Origin of the sequence: Acinetobacter sp. YH1901141 (genome assembly GCF_013416935.1) — a bacterium.
Classification (GTDB): Bacteria; Pseudomonadota; Gammaproteobacteria; order Pseudomonadales; family Moraxellaceae; genus Acinetobacter; species Acinetobacter towneri.
Genome location: NZ_VPEY01000008.1, coordinates 1 through 19963, shown reverse-complemented (window position 1 = coordinate 19963; position 19963 = coordinate 1). Strand labels below are relative to the sequence as shown.

The window sequence follows — 19963 nt, the reverse complement described above, 5'->3', positions numbered from 1 at the left end:
TTCTCATCTCACTCAATTACACAGAGGTTTATTCACAAACCTGACTTACACTGACAAAATTTGTTGGATCATCACATCGAATACCAAACAAATATGCAAAAATAAAAGACGTCCCTTTACAGGAACGCCTTTAAAAACACTGGATTAAAAAATTAAGCTGTTAATTCTTTTACTGCAGCAACAACCGCTTCAGTGGTAATGCCAAAGTACTGATACAAGTCTTTTGCAGGTGCAGATTCACCATAAGTTGTCATACCAATAACTTTACCGTCTAAGCCGACAAACTTCCACCAGTAGTCTACATGCGCTGCTTCAACCGCAACACGTGCACGAATATGTGATGGCAATACCGCTTCACGATATGCTGCATCTTGCTTCACAAATTCTTCTGCACACGGCATAGACACAACACGTACACCTTCAAGCTGCGCGTATGCTTCCATTGCCAAGCCCACTTCTGAACCTGTTGCAATAATAATGGCTTTCAATTCACCTTTTTCTTCAGCCAAGACATAACCACCTTTTGCCACGTTCTCAATTTGCGCTTGAGTACGAGTTTGGAATGGCAAGTTTTGACGTGAGAAAATTAAAGCAGTTGGACCTTCGCTGCGTACTAATGCAGATTTCCAAGAAATAGCCGCTTCAACGGTATCTGCAGGACGCCATGTATTTAAGTTTGGCGTACCACGTAAAGATGCAATTTGTTCAATCGGTTGGTGTGTTGGACCATCTTCACCCAAACCAATCGAGTCGTGGGTATACACATGAATCACACGTTGCTTCATTAATGCAGACATACGCACGGCATTACGCGCATATTCCATAAACATTAAGAATGTTGCAACGTAAGGAATGAAACCACCGTGAAGTGCTACACCATTTGCAATAGCAGTCATACCAAACTCACGTACGCCATAATGCACGTAGTTCCCTGCTGCATTGTCCTGAACGCCTTGGCAACCCTTCCAAAGGGTTAAGTTTGAACCTGCCAAGTCTGCAGAACCACCCAATAATTCAGGCAATAATGGGCCAAATGCTTGCAAAGTATTTTGGCTGGCTTTACGCGTTGCAATAGTTTCAGCTTTAGCATTGGTTTCAGCAATAAACGCATCTGCCTGCGCGATGAATTCTGCAGGTAGTTCACCGCTTAAACGGCGTTTAAGTTCTGCAGCTTCCGTTGGATATTTTGCTGCATAGGCATCAAAAGTTGTATTCCATGCTGCTTCTGCTTCTGCACCTTTCGCTTTAGCATCCCAAGCGGCATATACATCTTCAGGAATAACAAATGCTTCATCTGTCCAGCCTAATGCTTGACGCGTCAAAGCGATTTCATCATGGCCTAATGGCGCACCGTGACAGTCTTCTTTACCTTGTTTGTTTGGCGAACCTAAACCAATAACAGTTTTACAAATAATAATAGTCGGTTTTTGCGTTTCAGCTTTTGCTTCAACCGTTGCAGCACGAATTGCATCGGCATCGTGACCATCAACTTTTAAGACTTGCCAGCCGTAAGATAAGAAACGTTGTTCGGTATCGTCAGAGAACCAGCCTTCTACTTCACCATCAATAGAAATGCCGTTGTCATCATAATAAACAACCAGCTTGCCTAAACCTAAAGTACCTGCCAATGAACATGCTTCGTGTGAAACACCTTCCATTAAGCAACCATCACCCAAGAAACAGTAAGTGAAATGGTCTACAACCTGAATATCTTCTTTATTAAATTGTGCAGCCAGTGTTTTTTCTGCTAAAGCAAAACCAACAGCATTGGCAATCCCCTGACCGAGTGGACCAGTGGTGGTTTCAATCCCTGGTGCATAACCCAATTCTGGGTGGCCAGGTGTTTTAGAGTGTAACTGACGGAACGCTTTTAAATCTTCGATTGAAAGATCATAACCTGTTAAATGCAACAACGCATATTGCAACATTGAACCATGACCATTAGACAATACAAAACGGTCGCGGTTTGCCCATTGTGGATTGGTTGGGTTGTGATTCAAAAATTCACGCCACACCACATCGGCAATATCTGCCATCCCCATCGGTGCACCTGGATGTCCTGAATTTGCTTTTTGCACAGCATCCATTGCCAATACACGAATTGCGTTTGCAATACGACGTTCGTTAAGCGGGGTCGTCATAGGTCAGAGTCCACAAAAAATCGTTAAATAGAAGAAGATGAATAGAATTCAAAACAGCCGCTATTCTCTCAAAAAAACGCCTGAGGGGTAAAGCCTATGCAACAATATTTCCGCATTAATTCCCATTCAGGGTATTTTTCGTGCAAATTCAAAGACGTTTTCACGTTTATAACAACAAGAAAATAGCTAATTGCCGTGTTAAGCTCTATTCTTGGCAAAATTCTAAAGTATAGATATTTCAATTTATAGACGCAGGATGGAATTGTGATGTCGCTCTTGCAGCAACTCCAATCAAATGCCTAGCAACAAGTTAAAACACAACAGTATTCTGTAGAAATAATAGACAGATTTTAACACATCTTGAATTTTATTCACTTTTCACACAATAAATTGAATCACAGCCATCGTCCAAAATTTTAAAACAGCTTTTGAAAATGCAGCTTGATGCAGATAAAGTCAATTCAAAGTCTTTAAATTACCCATCTACAATATTGTTTTTAAAAATGATTCACCACTTAAAAACAAGGTGCTCCTTAGTTTAAAATTATGACAGCATACTTTAGCCAACATGAATATTTTTGAGTCACAATATAGTCATACCGATACTTTATCTATTTTTTAGCTAAAGATATGCGATAAAAAGTCATTGAATTGAAATAAATTCAGCCAATTTAGTCGTAATGCGCTAGTCCTAAAGTCTAACTCGATGTAACATATTGCGTCTTTTGAATTTAACTGTGATAGGACTTATGCGCGAGTACGCTGTATTTACCTCGGAATCTGTAAGCGAAGGCCATCCAGATAAAATGGCTGACCAAATCAGTGATGCCATTTTGGATGCAATCTTAAAAGAAGACCCTTATGCGCGGGTTGCTTGTGAAACGCTTGTAAAAACGGGTGCGGTTGTACTGGCAGGTGAAATCACAACAACTGCAAATGTCGATTTTGAAGCCGTTGTTCGTCAAACCGTAAATGGCATTGGTTACCATCATTCTGACTTAGGTTTTGATGGTTCAACCTGTGCGGTCATTAACATGATTGGTAAACAATCACCTGAAATTGCACAAGGTGTAGACCGTCAAAAGCCTGAAGATCAAGGCGCAGGTGACCAAGGTTTGATGTTTGGTTACGCCAGCCGTGAAACTGATGTATTAATGCCTGCCCCAATTTCTTACGCACACCGCTTAATGGAAAAGCAAGCTGAATTACGTCGCAGTGGTGCTTTGCCGTGGTTACGCCCAGATGCAAAAAGTCAGGTGACTTTTGCTTATGAAAATGGTGTGCCTGTACGTTTGGACGCGGTGGTGTTATCTACTCAGCATGATCCTGAAATTTCTCAAATTCAGCTTAAAGAAGCGGTAATTGAAGAAATTGTGAAAAAAGTGATTCCTGCAGAAATGTTCCATGCAGACACCAAATTCCACATCAACCCAACAGGTATGTTTGTGATTGGCGGCCCTGTCGGTGACTGCGGTTTAACTGGTCGTAAAATCATTGTCGATACTTACGGCGGCATGGCACGTCATGGTGGCGGTGCATTCTCTGGTAAAGACCCATCTAAAGTTGACCGTTCTGCTGCTTACGCAGGTCGTTATGTTGCAAAGAATATTGTGGCAGCTGGCTTGGCAGACAAATGTGAAATTCAGGTGTCTTATGCTATTGGTGTTGCAGAGCCAACGTCAATTTCAATCAACACCTTCAACACTGCAAAAGTGGCAGATGAGTTGATTATTGCTTTAGTACGTGAACACTTCGATTTACGTCCATACGGCATTACCAACATGTTGAACCTGTTACAACCAATGTATAAACAGACTGCAGCTTATGGCCACTTTGGTCGTCAAGGTTCTGACACTGCATTTACATGGGAAAAAACCGACAAAGTTGAAGCATTAAAAGCTTCTGCAGGTCTGTAATGTAAAACTTTTCAGTTTTATCAAGCTCACTTCGGTGGGCTTTTTTATGCCTAAAATTTAGCTGTCAAACCACAATATACAAAATACGAATATGTTATAGTGAATCATTCCTGAGATTTTTTAAATACTCATCTAAGATAATGATGTAGGAGTTTATTATGGCGGTTATTCTTCAAGTCGATTTCCCTTCTGAAGGCCCATTTGGCGAAAGCATGAGCCAAGCGTACCGTGAACTTGCAGAAAGCATTAACCTAGAAACTGGCATGCTTTGGAAAATTTGGACTGAGAACAGTCAAACACAGGAAGCCGGTGGAATCTATCTGTTTGATCATGCGGCCAATGCTGAACGCTATTTAAAAATGCACACTGCACGTTTAGAAAGTTTTGGCGTGAAGAATATTCGTGGCAAGATTTTTGAGGTGAATGCTGCACTGTCTGCAATCAACCAAGCTGACTTCTTAAGTCGCTAATCTTTTTAAATTGCTCATCCATATTGAAGAATAAAATGGTGAGTCTCTTCAATATTGAAAAAACAGTTGAATAAAATCCTGAGCCATTTAATGATTCAGGATTTTTTGAAATCTTGTATAGACGAAATAAGCGTTAAGCTTGGATGCAGCACTTATTGCGTACGAATCACCTCAAGCACCGATTGTTGCACGGGCACTTCTTGATGATCTTGCAAATAAACATGCACGACTTTAAACACAACGGCTGCTGCCAAGCATGCCAAAATACAGAATAACCAGAAACCATAAGGACTACGAATATTGTGTGAACCACAAGTACCACATTCTTTTTCTGATGATTCCACCACCCGATTGCAACATGCGCAACGATACTGATGATACAGCATAGGTATTCTCCTACTTCACTGTAATTCTTGTTTTTATTGTTACACCATCTACCCTGATGCAGTGTAATTTTGTTTAAGCAACTGTGACACTTTGTAGCCTGCATCCTTTGGATGATTTAACTGACACAATCGCTTGTGAATTAGAATGTCAAAGTTCTGCTATTCGCGCAAATCGTATTTTTGAATAAACAGTCACTTTATCCATCTAAAATAGGTATGCCATGCTAAAATTCTGCATGCTCGATTACTTGAAGTTTAGACTCAAGCTTGGCTTTCAGCACATATTTTTTTATTACACGGAGTAAAGTTAAAGTGGTGCAACTCATTAAAAAAGGTGGCTTGCGAGAACGTGCCAACCGTAGTCGTAAATACCAAGGTTCGGAAAATACCGAAGCAACTTTGCAATCAAACCGTACTTATCAGCCCAATCATTTAGATAAAACTGAAAACACGACTGCAACCGAAATACTGAATGAAAAATCGTCAAACTTGGCTTTGGACAACATCAAATCATCTAACTAATTGGCATCAAAACCTATGTTTTAAAACATACGCAGTGCATCTAACCACAACCACACAGCAAATAATAAAAATAATCCGCCCGAGACCATATCAATATAACTGCCTGAACGCTGATATAACTTTTTCATTTTTGGTGTAGAAAGTAGCAACATAAATAGTGTAAATGTCACAAAAGTTTGGATTGGAATAATCACTGCCAATTGGGCTTTCAAAGATGCACTTGCCGATGAACTCAACGCCAAAGCAAATACACTACTAAAATAAATTAAGGTTTTCGGATTAGATAAATTGGTGAATAGCCCCAATAAAAAGTAGTTTTTTGCGGCTGGAATTTGCACTTGAGTATCATCAAACTGTTTGCGCTGCTGCCAACTATGCCAACCGCCCGACAACATGCCCCATCCCATTTTGGCAAGAAATAAACCGCCAATCAGCATTAAGACTTGCTGAATCCAAGGAAATTGCTGCACCAAAACCGTAAAACCTAATAAGGTCAGCACCACCCACACCACAATCCCTGATGAAATACCCGCAATAATCTGCAAGGTATTACGGCGTGTATTGGTTGCTGCACTTTTAGCAATGAGTAGCACATCTGGACCAGGACTGAGCTGCGCAACAAAATGCAGTGCACAAATGGTCAATAACAATGACATAGATACATTAGGAAAAACTTAAAACAAGATTATAGCTTGCCTTGTCAGGCTATAGACGATGCTTTAAATATTTCACGTTAATTATCATTCAAAATGCGCATAAAAAACCGAATCAGCTCGATTCGGTTTTATAGAAAGCACAATTAATATTACTTAGGTTGATTGACATCTTTCATTTCAATTTTTTTAGCATCAGGGGTAATTTCACGTGCTTCACCATCAATGATACTAGAGTCACGACCACCCTGTTGATTTTGCATATCTTGCATTTGGCGCATTAAATCTGCGAATGGGTTTTGCCCTGCACCGCCCATGCCATTCATATCGCCCATCATGCCACCCATCATTTGATTCATCATCGCTTGCTGACGCTTCATCATGGCTTTCATCATTGCAGCTTTAAATGCATTTTGAACGGCAGGAATCATCACCAACAATGCCAAAACATCACTGATTAAACCTGGAATCATCAATAAAAAACCCGCAAAGATTTTAGGTAAATTATTGCTCAGCGCAAGATCGGCACTCATCTGCCCCATTTGCATTTGCTGCATTTGAGGCATCACACCAGCAGAATATTTACGAATCAAGTTCAAGCCAATGACAAATGCTGCAATAAACCAAAAGAACACGTACCACATGCTCCCTACTAGGTCACCCACACCAATCCAGACGAAGACTTCAAGAACTAAGCCAATTAGAACAATAAGAAATAATTTCATGAAAATTAATCTAATCTCAATTAAATAAATAAAATGCAGTAACCAAGTGCTTCATCGGGATCAAGCTTTTTTGATTCACTTTTCTTTCAATATGGGCAGTATTGTATTTTTAAAGGTCTAGCCTGTCATTAATATTTTCATCATCACCCAATTACAACCTATATGGTTGGGCGATATAGATAAATATAAGCCAGATATGCCACCCCCAACCACACAATAATAAAAACCAATGCTGCGATATAACTACTAGGTTTTTGACTCATTGCATCGGCTTGCAGACGACAACGCTGCATCACCTCTGTGGGCACTAAACGCAATACCAACATGATGCCCAAGGGCACTAAAATCAGATCATCCAAATAGCCCAAAACAGGAATAAAGTCTGGAATTAAATCAATGGGAGAAATGGCATAAGCAGCGACCAACAATGCCAAAAGCTTTGCCATAAACGGCGTTTCAGGATCACGTGCGACAAACCAAACCGCATAAACATTTCGTTTAATTTGCTTCGCCCACTGTTTTAGCCTATCAATCCACTTCATTGCCACTCTCATTTGCTACCGTATATAAAATATACACCTCAAAACTTAAAATAAAATGAAGTCCAAAATTGAAAATGTGGCAAAGGATACATGCTAATTGTTTAAACGGCAGCTTACTGACCGAATGTTTTGAAATTACTCCACACAAAAGAGATTTAAACTCCTATAATTCAACTTGATGTAATTTTTTAAGGCTTGGCATGTCACTTATTATTGGAATCGACCCTGGTTCTCGTCTAACGGGCTACGGCATTATTGAACGTGATGGCGCTAAATTACGTTTTGTAGATGCAGGAACCATTCGCACCGAAACCAGTGAAATGCCTGAACGCTTAAAACGGATTTTTGCAGGGATTGAACGGATTGTGAAATTTCATGGCCCGACTGAAGCTGCAGTTGAACAAGTGTTTATGGCGCAAAACCCAGACTCTGCCTTGAAATTGGGACAGGCTCGTGGTGCAGCGATTGCCGCTTTGGTGAATTTAGATTTACAAGTGGCGGAATATACCGCCCGTCAAATTAAACAATCTGTCGTGGGTTATGGCGCTGCCGATAAAGAACAAGTACAAATGATGGTCATGAAACTATTAAATCTATCCATTAAACCACAACAAGATGCTGCCGATGCTTTGGCTGCTGCAATTTGCCATGCTCATGCATCAGGCAGCATGACCAAATTGGCTGTGCTCAATGCCTTGGGCGGTATGGCTCGCGGGCGCAGTCGCTCAAGCTCCAGACGTCGCTAAATCAGCATCGCCATCGCTTATATTTTACCGATTCACAACCTGATAAATCGCTTGGCTCATGTGCTGTGCCTGTAAACCGCGCATGCCCTGCTGTGCCAATACATCCCCCGCCAAGGCATGTAACATGACAATTTCATGCAATTGAATTTTATGATGAAACTGGGCTTTTAAACTGGCAATCATGCCTGCCAACACATCGCCCATACCACCTGTACCCATACCAGGATTGCCTGCGGTACAAATCCACAATGAACTTGCTTGCGGTTCTGTAGATGCAGCTTGCAAAGTCAAACTACCTGAACCTTTTAACACCCAATCGCCTGCATAGCGTTGCTGCAATTGCTGAATCGCGGCAATACGGTCTGCTTCAATGGCTGCAACCGTAGTATTCAGTAAGGTCGCAGCCTCACCTGAATGTGGTGTGGCATAACTGTTCGGTTTTAGTTGGGCTGGATGATGCGATGAATGCGCTTGCTTCGCCAAAAACCATAAGGCATCGGCATCGTAAACTACTTCTACCTCGGACTGATTTAGTGCAGCAAACCAGTCTGCATAATGCTGTTCTGCCCAAGCATCACGTCCTAAACCCATCCCTAAACTTACGGCATCGACCTGTGAAATTAAGTGCTGAATTTCTGCGCCTGTCAGTGCGTCTATATCCCGCAACATTAAATTCGGCGCACGGCTTAATATCGCCACATGATGTTTGGCATGACAGACCACAGTCACTTTCCCTGCACCTGCGCTTGATGCGGCTTCTGCAGCCATCATCACCGCACCACCCATTTGCGCATGTCCGCCCACAATCAACACATGCCCATAACTGCCTTTGTGTCCAAAAGCCTGCCGTGCGGGTAATTGAATCAAATGTGGTGTGAGTTGGGCCAACGCTTTGAGTTCTGCATCGGCTGGAATCAAATCCAGCACATCGACCAGTCCAGTATATTCCTGTGCCTGCCCTGTAAATAACCCTGCTTTCAAACCCAAAGCTGTAAAGGTGTAATCGGCTTTAATTGCACATGGCAATGGCTGCCCCGTGTTGGCATTTAAACCGCTTGGAATATCAACCGCAATTTTTAAACCCGCTTGTTGATTCATTGCGTGAATAAGCGACTGCCACTCATCATTTAAAGGACGATCTAAACCAATACCAAATAATGCATCAATATAGCAGTCATAACTTTGTTGAAATGCAAAACCTTGAATTATATTGACTTGTTCTGTCTGAGCTTCTAAAAAAGCCTGATGTAAATCTGCCGATGAACCGCGTGTTGCGGCATAAATATCGACTTGAAAACCTGCTTGTTTTAAATATTTTGCAGTTAAATAGCCATCGCCTGCGTTATTGCCTTGTCCACAACACACAGCAATTTTTTGTATTGTAGATGGCTGTTTTGCAAAAATTTTGCGAATTTGTAAATGCAGTGTCCACGCCACTTGCTGCATTAAACCGTAAGAACTATTTTGACGGGCAAACCAGCGCTGCTCCCACGCTTGAATACTTTGACTATGATAAACAGGGCTATGGTACACTTGCTGCGGCATTTTCTTCCCTTCTATTTTGTTATGGCAACATCCACCACTTCAGCACATATTTCTCTGCATCAAGACGATCCAGCCGCCTTGAAAGCGTGGATTAAAGCTCAAGCTTTGGCGCTTGGTTTTGCTGATTGTGTCATTGCCAAACCAGATGCTCAAGCAGAATTAGCACGTTTTCAGGAATATTTAAAACGTGGCTATCATGGGGATATGAAGTTTCTGGAAGAAAATTTAGACAAGCGCGCCAATCCCACACTATTAGTCCCGAATACCAAAAGCATTATTTGTGTGCGCATGAATTATTTGGTGGAAACACCACGTCCACGACATATTCCCGATGCACCTAACTCTGCAATTATAGCCCGTTATGCACGTGGACGCGATTATCACAAAGTCATGCGCGGACGCCTAAAAACCCTTGCGACACGTATTCGTGAAAAAGTGGGCGAGTTTGAATCACGCCCCTTTGCCGACTCAGCCCCAATTTTTGAAAAGTCGCTTGCAGAAAGTGCAGGCATGGGTTGGACAGGCAAACACACATTACTAATTCATAAAAAATCTGGGTCTTTTTTTGTATTGGGTGAGCTGTTTACTTCACTAGATTTGCCTTTTGATCCACCTGCAACATCGCATTGCGGCACTTGCACAGCCTGCATCGACATTTGCCCAACGCAAGCCATTGTTGAACCTTATATGTTAGATGCGCGTAAATGTATTGCTTATTTGACCATTGAATATCAGGGTATCATTCCTGAAGAATTACGTCGTGGCATTGGTAATCGGGTGTTTGGTTGTGATGATTGCCAACTGATTTGCCCGTGGAATAGCTTTGCTCAAGTCACCACGGTGGAGGATTTTCATCCCCGACATGCCTTAGATCAGGTCAGCTTGCTAGATTTATGGCAATGGGATGAAAGCACATTTTTAGCCAAAACCGAAGGTAGTCCATTGCGTCGTACAGGCTATAAAAGTTTTATGCGTAATATTGCAATCGGGCTTGGAAATGCCCCATTTTCAGCACAGATTTTACAAATTTTGCAGCAAACGCGAACACAGCATGATGAGATTGTGCAAATCCATATGGATTGGGCCATTCAGGAACAATTGCTTAAACAGCCTAAAATTTAAACAAAAACTACCACCAAAATAGTGCGATATTTTAAGTGCAGTTTTCTTGCCAATTTATGCAAATAACTAAATTTTAGCAACCAATTCATCGCAAAAATAATAATCCATAAAATTTAATTTTGCAGCGAAATATCAGAAAAATTGCTTAAGTTTGCAACTAAATAGACTGCATGATTTTAATTCTATTCTGTCGAATATTTGCCACGAAATTGGGAGATTATGCCTTTCTGATTCAAACTATTTGTGTATGATACAGACTATGAATAATAGGGATGATGGACTTTTACTTATGTCAGTACGCAATGATTGGACTCGAGAAGAAATTCAGCAGTTATATGAACAGCCTTTTCTGGATTTAGTCTTTGAAGCACAGCGTGTGCATCGCCAACATTTTGCTGCCAATACTGTACAAGTCAGTACCTTATTGTCGATTAAAACAGGTAAATGCCCTGAGGACTGCAAATATTGCTCGCAGTCTGCGCATTATGATTCACAGCTTGAAGCTGAAAAACGCATTGCGGTTGATAAAGTCATTCAAGAGGCTAAAGAAGCTTTAGCATCAGGTTCTTCACGTTTTTGTATGGGCGCTGCTTGGCGTAATCCGCATGAACGTGATATGCCGTATGTTTTAGAAATGGTGCGTGAAGTCAAAGCTCTGGGCTTAGAAACTTGCATGACTTTAGGGATGTTGAATCAATCTCAGGCAGAACGCTTAAAAGATGCAGGTTTGGATTATTACAACCACAACCTAGACACATCGCGTGAATATTATCCGAATGTCATTAGTACTCGTAGCTTTGATGACCGCTTAAATACTTTGGATATTGTGCGTCAAACAGGTATGAAAGTGTGTAGTGGCGGCATTGTCGGTTTAGGTGAAGACACCCAAGACCGTATTGGTTTATTGCATGAATTGGCGACTTTACCGTTACATCCTGAATCTGTGCCGATCAATATGTTAGTTCCGATTGAAGGTACACCACTGGCTGAAGTCGAAAAGCTAGATGTGATTGAATGGATTCGTACTATTGCAGTTGCACGTATTATCATGCCAAACAGCTATATTCGTTTGTCTGCAGGGCGTGAATCGTTGTCTGATTCAGATCAGGCATTGGCATTTATGGCAGGTGCGAACTCGTTATTCTCAGGTGAAAAACTTTTAACTACACCAAACGCAGGCGAAGGCAAAGACAAACAATTGTTCCAAAAGTTAGGCTTAGTGCCTGAACGTGCTAAACCAACGGTTTCTGAATTGTCGGTAGATGCGATGGCAATGGCTTAAAGTTTTAGCATCCATCCAAATGTACAAAGTCCCGCAAAGGGACTTTGTTTTTTATGCAGCAAAATAAGTTTATGCGGCAATGCTTTTAAGAGGTGATTAAAATTCCGTAACTGGCATTTAAATACTGCCCTGTTTTAATAATATCTACCCCGTTGGCATGTTCTACCGTCAGTTGTTGCTGAATCGCATCATAATAAAACCGATCATAACAGTCCTGATGATGCAGCAACCACGTCAAAGTATCTGCTAGATTGTCATCTACAATATACGTTTTTTCTTGAAAGTTTTTAGCCATAAATACGGTCAGTTCAATATTTCTAGGTACTGGATTTTAAGCGGAATACCTTGTGGGATAAAGTGTGCGGAGGATAGAAAATTTAATTGTGCACTTGTATAAATCAAACTTCGTACAGCATGAGAAGTCTCCCCACCAAAAGAGGTGGGAATGATATATGTAGTTTTGAAGATGGATAAGTGCAGTCTAATCTATACATGCAGTCAAGACTAAGCAAAATATTCAGGCTATTAGCCTAAAATAAAAAAGTGAGTCATAAAGACTCACTTGGTTTTAATACAGATTCAATACTTAACATTATTGTGTCTTAGAATCCCCACACTTACGACACTCTAAATGCGCCCCGATTTCTTCCATTGCGTCATATTCATAAATATGGATACAGAAAATTTGCTTTAACAGTTTGATCATAAATGACATTCCTTTTGATTTTTATACATCACGTTTGTGATCTCATCCTGAGATACAAATGCCATCAAGGCTGATTGACATAAACTACTATTATCATATTTAAAAAAAATAGCAAATCTAATTTAGGAACTTTCCGACAAATGACAAATTCATCTGCATACTTGCTGAAATTGAGTGCATAAATAGCTGTAAATTCATTCGCTTATATTATTTCAATTTTCAGCGCACTTGAAACAAGAAAAACTGCTCAAAAGCTAATTTATTAAAAACCAAAGAATCGCAATAGCCAATAACATCATGCTTTCTGTTATTTCAATACTCGCACCAACGGTATCGCCCGTAATTCCACCTAAACGCTGCATAAATTTATATCGCAAATACAAGGTGCTAAGGATAAAAGTCAGAACGGTCACCAAACCCACCCATCCCCAAAGCACTCCTGCAAGCAAGGTCAATGCGATCACAATTTTTGTGCCTTTTTTAGGTAAATACTCCTGAATAGAAGTTCCTAAACCATTGGCACGTAAATAAGGCGTGCTTAAAAATAAAATCAAAGCACTTAACCGTCCCAATACGGGTACAAACAGCAAAAAGGCAAAATACTGTTGTTCAAGCAGTACATATAGCGCAGACCATTTTAATAAGCAGCAGATCAGTAAGCTCAACACTCCAACCGGGCCACTGCTTGGGTCTTTCATGATGCTTAAGCTACGTTCAGAATCGCCAAAACCGCCGACCCATGCATCGGCAGTATCCGCCAATCCATCTAAATGTAAACCACCTGTCAGCCAAATCCAGAGTACTAAAATTAAGCTGCTACTGAGCACCAAAGGCAGGAATTGCAATAGATGCGCCATTCCCCACAACACAGCCCCGATTAATAAGCCAACGAGCGGATAAAACAACAGTGATTGCGCATTTTGCACTGCAGTTGGTATCTGTTTTAAAGAAACAGGAAACGTGCTCAGAAATTGCAAGGCAATCCAAAAAGGTGTCATGTTTGCCCCTGCATGTGAATCTTGCCATTAGGATGTAACTGGAATGAACTCAATTGCCCCAACGCTGCAGACATTTTTAAAATATCGTCTAAAGGTTGTTTCTGCGCCATCACTTTGAGTAATTTAATTACCCCGCCATGCGTAACCAATAACACACGTTTAGGTTGTTGCTCAAGTTGTTGTAAATATTGGTTGAGATCAGACAGACCCTGCAAAACGCGCTGCTGAAAATTTGGCAAAGATTCTGCTTGTGGTGGACAAAACTGGGTTGGTGTCATCCAAAATTTAGCTAAATCTTCAGGGTATTGTTCATACAAAGTTTGGGTGGAAATAGCTTCCCATGCACCAAAATGCATTTCCTGAAATTGTGCATCAATATACAGTGGCAATTGCTGTGCTTGCGCAAAGGTCTGAGCAACCTGCAGACAACGCTGTAAAGGTGAACTTGCCACAACATCCCATCGCTGTCCTGTAGCTATTGCCGTGTTTAAAGTCTGCTGCATGTCTTGCCAACCTTTTAAAGTCAAAGCATCATCGGTTGAGCCACGCAAAGTATGACCCAATTCTGTTTCGCCATGTCTTAATAGGTCTAGCATGATCATAAAGATACTTTCTCACCAATAACCGCAGCTTCGGCAAAAGTCGCCATTTGATTATGCAAGGCACAGGCCAGTTGGATAATGCCCAATGCCGCGCCCGCACCGCTGCCCTCACCTAAGCGTAAATTTAGATGCAGCAAGGCTTGTGCACCTAATGCTTCTAATAAGCGACGATGTCCATATTCAGCCGATTGATGCCCAAACAACATCCATTCTCGGACTTGAGGATTTAAACGCACTGCAACTAATGCAGCAGCACTGCTGATAAAACCATCCACCACCATCGGCAAGCCCAACTGCGCACAGCGAATATACGCGCCCACCATTGCAGCGACCTCCAATCCACCAACTGCACATAAGGCTTTAAAAGCATCATCTTGCACATAGTTCTGATGTAGAGCTAAAGCAGCATCAATCACCTGTTTTTTATGTTGCAATTGTGCAGTGTCAATTCCTGTGCCTATGCCAGTCAAGGCTTCAGCAGGTTCTTGTAATAAAAAGCAAGACAAGGCTGATGCCGAACAGGTATTTCCAATACCCATTTCACCTGCGACATAAATCGAGGCCTGCTGTGCGATGGCATCTTCCACACTTTGACGTCCAAGTGCCATCGCATCTGCACACGCTTGTTCAGTCATGGCGCGGGTTTTAGCAAAATTCGCTGTGCCTGCACGAATACAATGCCGCTCTACTCCTGCATATTCATACGCTTCCCCGACCGAGCCGCAATCCACCACTTGTAAATGCGCCTGATATTGTCGGGCGATGACGCTGATACATGCCCCACCTGTGGCAAAATTTTGTAGCATTTGCCGAGTCACGGCTTGGGGATAGGCGGAAATATTTTCTTCCATCACGCCATGATCGCCTGCGAAAATACATATCCACGGACGTTCAATATTCGGCTGCGTTGTTCCTTGCAAAGCCGCCAGTTGAATCGCAATATTTTCCAATGCTGCCAATGAACCTGTTGGTTTGGTCAATTGAAGTTGTCGTGCAATTGCCTGTTGTTTCATCTGTTCATTTGGCTTTTGACACGCTGCAAACCACCAAGTCATTTCTTCTCTCCTTTTAAAAGCATTGGAAAACCTGCGACACAGAACTGCACTTTGTCTGCAATTTGTCCCAATTGCTGATGTAATCGCCCTGTTTCATCGACAAATTTTCGGGTTATTTCGCCCATCGGTACAACGCCCAAACCTGTTTCATTGCTCACTAAAATAATATCGGCTTGCAACTGAGGTAAAACTTCGAGCAATGCTGAAATTTGTTGTTCGGCAAAGCTTTCTGCAGATTGCATCAACAAATTACTCATCCACAAGGTCAGACAATCTACTAAAATCACAGCATTCGGATGATCCAGCATCTTTAACTGCTCCGCCAAATACAAAGGCTCTTCGCACAATTGCCAAGTCTGCGGACGCTGTTGTTGATGATGCTGAATCCGCGCCTGCATTTCTGCATCGCCCGCTTGTGCAGTTGCTACATAAATGACGGATTTGCCAAGTTGCTGCGCGGTTTGCTCAGCCATACGGCTTTTACCCGAACGCGCACCGCCCAAAATAAGTTGAATCACATGTGCTCCAAAGGAAATTGATGCGTGCTAAATAGCTGACCTTGTAAAGTGTGTGCCTGATAATAACCAAAATTTAAATGATGGATATCTAAATCGAAATATTGCACGGGGAGATTTTGAATACGCTGCAAAATCAAATTGGTTGAACACGCTGTTTGATATAAACCCAAAGTAATATGTGGATGATACTGTAAAGCTGCGATTTCAGCCCCGCCTACGCTAAGTGCCTGACGTATACGCGCCAGTTGCTGTGATTGATCTTGCACTTCTACAAATAAAGCACTATCAAAACTATTGATGCCGCCCACTTTCAGTTGAAAAGGCTCTAGTTGCAACTGCTGTAAGGCTTGAACTTGTTGTTGAAATTGTGACTCGAGAAAGTCATCTTCCCAATATTTTTTTGCTGCATAAAATCCACAAATATATAAAGTGATATGAAACTGACGTGTATTTGGGCGAAATAACACGTCTGAAAATTGCTGTTTTAATTCTTTTAAATAGCGCTCTAAATCTAGATTTTGAACAGTCAAATACCAAAGTGCATAACGCTCACGCCCACGATGCCATTCAGGATAATCGTGCTGCTCTGTTGGAATAACGTACTGATTGGCTTGAATAAACACGGAATAATTCAATGAATTTAAACGGCTTATGGTAAAACATTCACAACTGAATAGACATGAAAATCATACAATTTATGGTGAATATTTTTTCAGTTTAGTATTTTTAGCGGTAATCCCCCCTAAAAATAATTTTAGTTTTAATGAGATGGATAAAATTCATAAGATGGCTGAAACAGGTCTGCAATGTTATGCTGAAATGAAGATGATATTTTCTAATCTACATAAGACATTACATTAATGTGAAGTTATATCCCATCAGGATCGGTACAACTGGAGTTTATGATGCAACAAGAATTGATCTGTTATAAACAACTTCCTATTTGGAATCATGACTCAATTCCACAAGGGTTTAAAAAACAACATAATACCCAAGTCGGCACATGGGCGAAGTTGACTATTTTAAAAGGTGAATTGCATTTTTCGATGCTGCATGAATCTGGTGAAGTACATTCTGAGCATGTTTTTTCTGTGGAAAATCAACCACCTTTTATTGAACCGCAAGCGTGGCATAAAATTGTATCAGCCAGTGATAATATTGAGTGTCAGCTCAGTTTTTATTGTTTGCCTCAAGATTATTTTGTTAAAAAATACAAATTAAGCCCAACACATTCTGAAATTTTAATGGCACTTCCACTGCTAACCGTGGGTAAAGCTTTGGATGTTGGCTGTGGTACAGGCCGAAATGCACTGTATTTGAGTCAAAATGGTTTTCAGGTGGATGCTTGGGATGTGAATCCGAGTAGTATTCAAAAACTGAATGAAATTATTGCTGCAGAACAGATTTCATCTATTCAAACTGCTGTGCGGGATTTCAATCAGGATGCCACTATTACAGGTGAATATGACTTCATTAACTGTACAGTGGTGATGATGTTTTTGGCACCTGAGACCATTCCTAAGCTTATTCAGCACATGCAGCAAGCGACCAAACCACAAGGCTTTAACTTAATTGTTTGCGCTATGGATACTGAAGATTACCCTGTGCAACAAGACTTCCCTTTTAGTTTTAAAGCGGGTGAGTTAAGTGCTTATTATGCTGATTGGGATATTGTGAAATACAATGAAAATGTCGGTGAGTTGCACCGCACAGATGCAGATGGCAATCGCATTAAACAGCGTTTTGCGACGTTGTTGGCGAGGAAGAAGTAGATGTGCAAGTGGAATCTTAAATGAATAAGCTTTTGAGCTGCTCACAGACTACATTTCAATTGCTGACATAAAGCTTAAAATAAAAAACCACTTAGGATTAGTACACCTAAGTGGTTGTTTTATATGGTGGGCCCAGACGTTACCATACTCAATTTTAAGTATATGTTTCATATATATTTATTATTATTGAATGAAATATGATACAAACTCGGATACATACATTATTTATGTTATTTTTTTGTAATTATTTTCATTTAATTTCCCCGCAAACCGAATTACATTTTTTCAGGCTAGTTAATTAAATAACATTTACATTAGACTTCTTGCGTTAGTCAAAATTTAAACAGCAGCAAGCTATATTTTAGAAGGTTTAGCTGATTCAAAAATTAGGTATAAGCATACTTTTACAAGAGATCTAATGTATAGGATCTTTAAACCAAATCCTCGCTTACAGAAACACTCTCGTCTAAACGATACATTTCATCATCTATAATAGCTACTTTTGTAAACTCCCCCCAAAAATCTACAGTTGATGCATCGTATGACTCGACTTCCCATCTAGAACCGTCATCTAAAACAACCACTCTGCCCTCGTATTTAATCTCGTGTATATCACCGACTTTGTGCTGTCCCATCCCAAATAAACGTAAGCCCCACTGTAATATAGCCTGCTGTTCAGATTCAGAAAGACTATAAATACCAGATGCCGCAATTTCCTCAGCTCTCATTAACTTTTCTATTTCAAAATTCATATTTACCACCATTGTTAAAATTTACTTAAGACTTAATGATCTCTTTCACTGTGATTTTCACATCACCACTTGGCAAAGATAAGGTTGTACTGTCATCTATCGTTAGTCCCATTAATGCTTGACCTAAGGGACTATTAACATGTGTAATACCTTCCTGGAAATTGTTAAGATTATTAGAAATCTTAACATTCATTATTTTTTCAGGATGCCTACTATCCAAATATCTCACCAGATCACCCGCCTCTATTATTTCAATAATATTATCGTGTGATTCATTTTCTGTTTCAGATTCAAGTAAATATTGCTTCTCAATATTAATGCTTGTTGGCCGTGTTATTTGGGTATTAATAGTATCTTGTATATCAACAGCCGGTTTTAATACTCTCAATTTTTCCAACAAAATTTGCATTTGTTCTTGCGAATTTTTAAACCAGTCTGTTGACCAAATCCGATGTATATTCCAACCCAAACTTTCTAGAATTTGTTGGCGTAAACGATCACGATCTCTACTAGATTTTGCAGAATGATAAGTTGCACCATCGCACTCAACTGCTAACAAATATTCTCCTGGATTAGCTGGATTTTTGACAGCAAGATCTAAAAAGTATCCTGCAACACCAAGTTGAGGTTCACATTCATATCCATGCTTCTCAAGCGCTTTAATGACTGCTATTTCAAAGTCACTATCAGGTGCTTTGCCAGTTACTTTTTCTTCATGTAAAAAACCAGTTTCGCAGTATCTTAAGAATGCCTTTAATGCAGTTACACCTTTACTACTTGATTCAGATGATAAAATATCAGATGAATTCATAGATGAAATTACATGCATTCTCTTCTTTGAACGGGTAAACAGTACATTGAGTCGTCTCCAACCTGAACTTTGGTTAATCGGACCAAATCTTTGAAATACTTTACCCCCAACCTGTGACGGCCCATAAGTCATGGATATGACAATAACATCTCTTTCATCACCTTGGACATTTTCAAGATTCTTAACAAATACAGGTTCATGAGATTTCATTTTTTTATCATAAAGATCCTGCAACCTAGAATCTTTTGATAGTCTGAGTTCTAATTGACTTTCGATTTCATCCCGTTGCTGACTATTCATCGCAACTATACCAATTGACTCTTCTTTATCTTGAAGAATTAATTCACATACTTCATCTACAACACTTTGTGCTTCTTTATAGTTTCGCCCTGAATCAAATATGCCAGATGCCTTCTTATATCGGATACCAAGTTCTGGAGAACTTTGAATAGGTGATGGGAACAAAACAAGGTCAGAGTCATAAAAGTATTTATTAGAGAAGGCAATTAATGATTGATGACGCGAGCGATAATGCGGTAATCCTCCCTAAAAATAATTGAGTTTAAAAGTAGAAAATCGAATAACCTTGATTTAAGGAGATTTTCTATGAAAACATCTAAGTATTCAGACAGCTTGATCATGAGTATCTTGAAGCAAGCTGAAGCAGGAACACCCATACCGAACTTGTGCCGCGAACAT

Annotated in this window: 21 protein-coding genes; 7 read left to right on the top strand and 14 right to left on the bottom strand. The window is 40.5% G+C overall.

The genetic code is table 11. The features are described from left to right. Positions 1-152: 152 nt before the first annotated feature. Positions 153-2141 carry a transketolase gene (tkt, locus tag FTV52_RS06240; RefSeq protein WP_004976881.1) on the bottom strand — a complete coding sequence of 663 codons (1989 nt, stop codon included), beginning with the start codon at positions 2139-2141 and terminating at the stop codon, positions 153-155. A gap of 749 nt (positions 2142-2890) precedes the next feature. Between tkt and metK the strand changes: the two genes are divergently transcribed. Next, positions 2891-4057, top strand: coding sequence for a methionine adenosyltransferase (gene metK / locus FTV52_RS06235; protein WP_004976883.1), 1167 nt, complete (start codon positions 2891-2893; stop codon positions 4055-4057). Positions 4058-4215: 158 nt separating this feature from the next. Then, positions 4216-4527 carry a monooxygenase gene (locus tag FTV52_RS06230; RefSeq protein WP_004976884.1) on the top strand — a complete coding sequence of 104 codons (312 nt, stop codon included), beginning with the start codon at positions 4216-4218 and terminating at the stop codon, positions 4525-4527. Positions 4528-4679: 152 nt separating this feature from the next. On the opposite strand, the gene FTV52_RS06225 is transcribed toward FTV52_RS06230, so the two are convergent. Further along, positions 4680-4910: a hypothetical protein gene (locus FTV52_RS06225; RefSeq protein ID WP_372238839.1), complete on the bottom strand. Its 231-nt coding sequence runs from the start codon at positions 4908-4910 to the stop codon at positions 4680-4682. Positions 4911-5225: 315 nt separating this feature from the next. Here FTV52_RS06225 and FTV52_RS06220 point away from each other — a divergent pair, with 315 nt between their 5' ends. Then, positions 5226-5435 carry a hypothetical protein gene (locus FTV52_RS06220; RefSeq protein WP_154320816.1) on the top strand — a complete coding sequence of 70 codons (210 nt, stop codon included), beginning with the start codon at positions 5226-5228 and terminating at the stop codon, positions 5433-5435. A gap of 20 nt (positions 5436-5455) precedes the next feature. Here FTV52_RS06220 and FTV52_RS06215 read toward each other — a convergent pair whose 3' ends face one another. The 3 genes from FTV52_RS06215 to FTV52_RS06205 all read right to left on the bottom strand — a co-directional run bounded on the left by FTV52_RS06215 (position 5456) and on the right by FTV52_RS06205 (position 7355). Next, a complete protein-coding gene (locus FTV52_RS06215) occupies positions 5456-6091 on the bottom strand; it encodes a LysE family transporter (protein WP_167845953.1) in 636 nt (211 codons plus the stop codon). A 149-nt stretch (positions 6092-6240) separates the two neighbouring features. Then, positions 6241-6813: an FxsA family protein gene (locus FTV52_RS06210; RefSeq protein WP_179990265.1), complete on the bottom strand. Its 573-nt coding sequence runs from the start codon at positions 6811-6813 to the stop codon at positions 6241-6243. Positions 6814-6971: 158 nt separating this feature from the next. Continuing rightward, on the bottom strand, positions 6972-7355 hold the full coding sequence (locus FTV52_RS06205; RefSeq protein ID WP_179990263.1) for a YkvA family protein: 384 nt from the start codon (positions 7353-7355) through the stop codon (positions 6972-6974). Between the two features lie 200 nt (positions 7356-7555). On the opposite strand from FTV52_RS06205, the gene ruvC reads away from it, so the two are divergent. Further along, on the top strand, positions 7556-8101 hold the full coding sequence (gene ruvC, locus FTV52_RS06200; protein WP_004976895.1) for a crossover junction endodeoxyribonuclease RuvC: 546 nt from the start codon (positions 7556-7558) through the stop codon (positions 8099-8101). Between the two features lie 24 nt (positions 8102-8125). Here ruvC and FTV52_RS06195 read toward each other — a convergent pair whose 3' ends face one another. Then, positions 8126-9646 carry an NAD(P)H-hydrate dehydratase gene (locus tag FTV52_RS06195; RefSeq protein WP_104851865.1) on the bottom strand — a complete coding sequence of 507 codons (1521 nt, stop codon included), beginning with the start codon at positions 9644-9646 and terminating at the stop codon, positions 8126-8128. Positions 9647-9667: 21 nt separating this feature from the next. Between FTV52_RS06195 and queG the strand changes: the two genes are divergently transcribed. Together queG and bioB are read left to right on the top strand one after the other, a co-directional pair. Then, positions 9668-10768 carry a tRNA epoxyqueuosine(34) reductase QueG gene (queG, locus tag FTV52_RS06190; RefSeq protein ID WP_218950458.1) on the top strand — a complete coding sequence of 367 codons (1101 nt, stop codon included), beginning with the start codon at positions 9668-9670 and terminating at the stop codon, positions 10766-10768. Positions 10769-11057: 289 nt separating this feature from the next. Then, complete coding sequence (gene bioB, locus FTV52_RS06185; RefSeq protein WP_104851863.1) at positions 11058-12050, top strand: biotin synthase BioB; 993 nt, start codon at positions 11058-11060, stop codon at positions 12048-12050. Positions 12051-12135: 85 nt separating this feature from the next. Here bioB and FTV52_RS06180 read toward each other — a convergent pair whose 3' ends face one another. From FTV52_RS06180 to FTV52_RS06155, 6 genes are all read right to left on the bottom strand, one after another. Beyond that, positions 12136-12345: a hypothetical protein gene (locus tag FTV52_RS06180; protein ID WP_004976903.1), complete on the bottom strand. Its 210-nt coding sequence runs from the start codon at positions 12343-12345 to the stop codon at positions 12136-12138. A gap of 665 nt (positions 12346-13010) precedes the next feature. After that, positions 13011-13754 (bottom strand): adenosylcobinamide-GDP ribazoletransferase, encoded by a 744-nt coding sequence (locus FTV52_RS06175; RefSeq protein WP_179990261.1) that lies wholly within the window; start codon positions 13752-13754, stop codon positions 13011-13013. Then, a complete protein-coding gene (locus tag FTV52_RS06170; protein WP_179990259.1) occupies positions 13751-14356 on the bottom strand; it encodes a histidine phosphatase family protein in 606 nt (201 codons plus the stop codon). Before FTV52_RS06170 ends, FTV52_RS06175 begins: the two co-directional genes overlap by 4 nt. Continuing rightward, complete coding sequence (cobT, locus tag FTV52_RS06165) at positions 14353-15411, bottom strand: nicotinate-nucleotide--dimethylbenzimidazole phosphoribosyltransferase (RefSeq protein WP_004976913.1); 1059 nt, start codon at positions 15409-15411, stop codon at positions 14353-14355. The genes FTV52_RS06170 and cobT overlap by 4 nt, the downstream gene beginning before the upstream one ends. Beyond that, complete coding sequence (cobU, locus tag FTV52_RS06160) at positions 15408-15929, bottom strand: bifunctional adenosylcobinamide kinase/adenosylcobinamide-phosphate guanylyltransferase (RefSeq protein ID WP_096901203.1); 522 nt, start codon at positions 15927-15929, stop codon at positions 15408-15410. Before cobU ends, cobT begins: the two co-directional genes overlap by 4 nt. Further along, on the bottom strand, positions 15926-16552 hold the full coding sequence (locus FTV52_RS06155) for a 2'-5' RNA ligase family protein (protein WP_179990301.1): 627 nt from the start codon (positions 16550-16552) through the stop codon (positions 15926-15928). Before FTV52_RS06155 ends, cobU begins: the two co-directional genes overlap by 4 nt. 282 nt (positions 16553-16834) lie before the next feature. On the opposite strand from FTV52_RS06155, the gene tehB reads away from it, so the two are divergent. Next, positions 16835-17701 (top strand): SAM-dependent methyltransferase TehB, encoded by an 867-nt coding sequence (gene tehB, locus FTV52_RS06150; RefSeq protein WP_179990299.1) that lies wholly within the window; start codon positions 16835-16837, stop codon positions 17699-17701. A 431-nt stretch (positions 17702-18132) separates the two neighbouring features. Here the strand turns inward: tehB and FTV52_RS06145 are convergent, their stop codons facing one another. Both FTV52_RS06145 and FTV52_RS06140 read right to left on the bottom strand, forming a co-directional pair. Beyond that, a complete protein-coding gene (locus FTV52_RS06145) occupies positions 18133-18453 on the bottom strand; it encodes a hypothetical protein (RefSeq protein ID WP_127801373.1) in 321 nt (106 codons plus the stop codon). A 25-nt stretch (positions 18454-18478) separates the two neighbouring features. Further along, on the bottom strand, positions 18479-19729 hold the full coding sequence (locus FTV52_RS06140; protein WP_218950454.1) for an AAA domain-containing protein: 1251 nt from the start codon (positions 19727-19729) through the stop codon (positions 18479-18481). Positions 19730-19963: the final 234 nt, after the last annotated feature.

Bases quoted from the DNA above. Each gene is read 5' to 3' on its own strand.
- tkt (WP_004976881.1), bottom strand. From the start codon at position 2,141: ATGACGACCCCGCTTAACGAACGTCGTATTGCAAACGCAATTCGTGTA.
- metK (WP_004976883.1), top strand. From the start codon at position 2,891: ATGCGCGAGTACGCTGTATTTACCTCGGAATCTGTAAGCGAAGGCCAT.
- FTV52_RS06230 (WP_004976884.1), top strand. From the start codon at position 4,216: ATGGCGGTTATTCTTCAAGTCGATTTCCCTTCTGAAGGCCCATTTGGC.
- FTV52_RS06215 (WP_167845953.1), bottom strand. From the start codon at position 6,091: ATGTCATTGTTATTGACCATTTGTGCACTGCATTTTGTTGCGCAGCTC.
- FTV52_RS06210 (WP_179990265.1), bottom strand. From the start codon at position 6,813: ATGAAATTATTTCTTATTGTTCTAATTGGCTTAGTTCTTGAAGTCTTC.
- FTV52_RS06205 (WP_179990263.1), bottom strand. From the start codon at position 7,355: ATGAAGTGGATTGATAGGCTAAAACAGTGGGCGAAGCAAATTAAACGA.
- ruvC (WP_004976895.1), top strand. From the start codon at position 7,556: ATGTCACTTATTATTGGAATCGACCCTGGTTCTCGTCTAACGGGCTAC.
- FTV52_RS06195 (WP_104851865.1), bottom strand. From the start codon at position 9,646: ATGCCGCAGCAAGTGTACCATAGCCCTGTTTATCATAGTCAAAGTATT.
- queG (WP_218950458.1), top strand. From the start codon at position 9,668: ATGGCAACATCCACCACTTCAGCACATATTTCTCTGCATCAAGACGAT.
- bioB (WP_104851863.1), top strand. From the start codon at position 11,058: ATGTCAGTACGCAATGATTGGACTCGAGAAGAAATTCAGCAGTTATAT.
- FTV52_RS06180 (WP_004976903.1), bottom strand. From the start codon at position 12,345: ATGGCTAAAAACTTTCAAGAAAAAACGTATATTGTAGATGACAATCTA.
- FTV52_RS06175 (WP_179990261.1), bottom strand. From the start codon at position 13,754: ATGACACCTTTTTGGATTGCCTTGCAATTTCTGAGCACGTTTCCTGTT.
- FTV52_RS06170 (WP_179990259.1), bottom strand. From the start codon at position 14,356: ATGATCATGCTAGACCTATTAAGACATGGCGAAACAGAATTGGGTCAT.
- cobT (WP_004976913.1), bottom strand. From the start codon at position 15,411: ATGACTTGGTGGTTTGCAGCGTGTCAAAAGCCAAATGAACAGATGAAA.
- tehB (WP_179990299.1), top strand. From the start codon at position 16,835: ATGCAACAAGAATTGATCTGTTATAAACAACTTCCTATTTGGAATCAT.
- FTV52_RS06145 (WP_127801373.1), bottom strand. From the start codon at position 18,453: ATGAATTTTGAAATAGAAAAGTTAATGAGAGCTGAGGAAATTGCGGCA.